Source organism: Mucilaginibacter sp. P1_D10 (genome assembly GCF_056406215.1).
In genome coordinates, this window is the sequence record NZ_JBFUAP010000040.1 from 1 (window position 1) to 1,889 (window position 1,889).

1 protein-coding gene is annotated in these 1,889 nt (G+C 48.5%); it reads right to left on the reverse strand.

Annotation, left to right across the window (positions count from 1 at the left end; all coding sequences use genetic code 11):
• Positions 1-1,839 (reverse strand): SusC/RagA family TonB-linked outer membrane protein (locus AC1DYT_RS26650; protein ID WP_477472519.1); only part of this gene is annotated, 1,839 nt, incomplete at its 3' end.
• Positions 1,840-1,889: the final 50 nt, after the last annotated feature.

Genomic DNA, 1,889 nt, shown 5'->3' on the forward strand with positions numbered 1-1,889 from the left:
GGAATAGGTAGTAACCCAACGGCTGCCAGCCGGGAAATTTGCAGAGCCATCGGCACGTATATTGCCGGTGAGCAGGTACTTATCGTCCCATGAGAAATTGGCACGGCCGAAATAGGATTCCTGCGCGCCGCCGCCCGTAGGGTTCGATTGCGAATTATCGCCGTAGTTTGTGGCCGTGGAAGCGTCGCCTGCATTAATCGCCTGTACATTGTCTGAAGCAAAATTCCTTCGCCCGGCGCCAACATTTTCAAAAGTGCTCTCCTGGGCTTCGTGCCCTGCTAATGCATTGAAATGAAGTTTTTTGAAATTATGGTTATAATTCAGGAAGTTGCGTATTACGATATAAAAATTCTGGCCGGCGGAAGAGGAACCGCTGTTAGGGCTGGGAGTGCCTTTGCCAAAAGAATATCTTGGCGAAAACCTGTCTGCTGTATTAAAATCGAAATTACCGGATACCTCGTTCCGCAGCGATAGGTCATTAGTAAATTGTATTTCGGCATACAGGTTGCCAAATACCTGGTTCCTCCTTCTTTGGTCTCTGATAATTTTCGCCAATGCCACCGGGTTGGCAACAGGCGTTACCCAACCGTTAGGGTCGGTGACGCCACCCCAGGAACCGTCAGAGTTGGCTACCGGAACATCGGGGGTAATGCTTAATGCGGTGCCAATTACACTACTGCCGGTTGCACTTACATTTTCATCAACGTGCGCCAATTGAAGGCTGGTGCCTATTTTTAGCCAGTTAGTGGTTTTATTGTCCAGGTTCAAGCGTACCGAGTACCTGGTAAAATCAGACCCAAGGGCTATCCCCTGCTGGTTAAAATACGAGGTTGACAGCAAATATTGGGTCCGGGCATCTCCGCCACTTACCGTAATGGTGTGATTCATCATCGGAGCCTTCCGGAATAATTCCTTTTGCCAGTCGGTGCCAAGGCCCAGGTATTGAGGGTTGACAAATTGGGGCCTGGCATCAAAGCCCCAGGCAACGGCCCGTGCGTTAAGTATAGTAGCAAACTGTTGCAGGTTTACGGTAGGGAGCCGCTTCATTATTTCCTGGTAGCCCGAATAGACATCATAAGTTATCTGCGGTGCCCCCGATTTGCCCCTTTTTGTAGTAATAACAACCACGCCATTGGTTGCCTGCGAACCGTATATGGCTGTTGCCGAAGCATCTTTCAATACGTCTATCGATTCAATTTCGGCGGGGTTGATGCTATTCAATGGGTTGGAACCTTTCCCGGGATCGCCAACCGGCGGGATAATAATACCATCTATAACGTACAGTGGGGAGTTAGAGCCGCTTATGGACGATACGCCACGTATTTGGATAGATACGCCGCCGCCCGGTTGCCCCGATACCTGCTGGACCACAACCCCGGCAACCTTGCCCTGCAGGGCCTGGTCGAAAGTAGTGGGTTGGGTTTGGCGTAGGTCGTTCCCGGATATTGAACTTATCGCACCGGTAAGGTCCTTCCTTTTGGTGCGGGCATAACCGGTTACCACCACTTCATTTAAGTTACTGGAGGTAGAACTCAGCTTAACATTTATTGTACCGGTTAGTTTAACGTTTATCTCCTGGGTGGAGAAACCTAAAAAGCTAAAAACGAGGATGTTTCCCGGTGCCGCCGAGATGGAATAGTTCCCGTCTACACCCGTTACGGATCCGATAGTTGTCCCTTTGATCCTAACGTTTACGCCCGGCATGGGCTCGCCACTCTCGGCACTTGTTACTTTTCCGGTGATATTTAAGGTTTGTGCATGGGCCGAAATAAAAAGAAACATGCCCATAATAATTAATGAAATTCGGTATTTCACTCTCTTTTGTAAATTTTTATCCATCTTATAAAAGGATTTTAAGGTTTTTTAATTGGTTCATTGTTGGTTGGTTG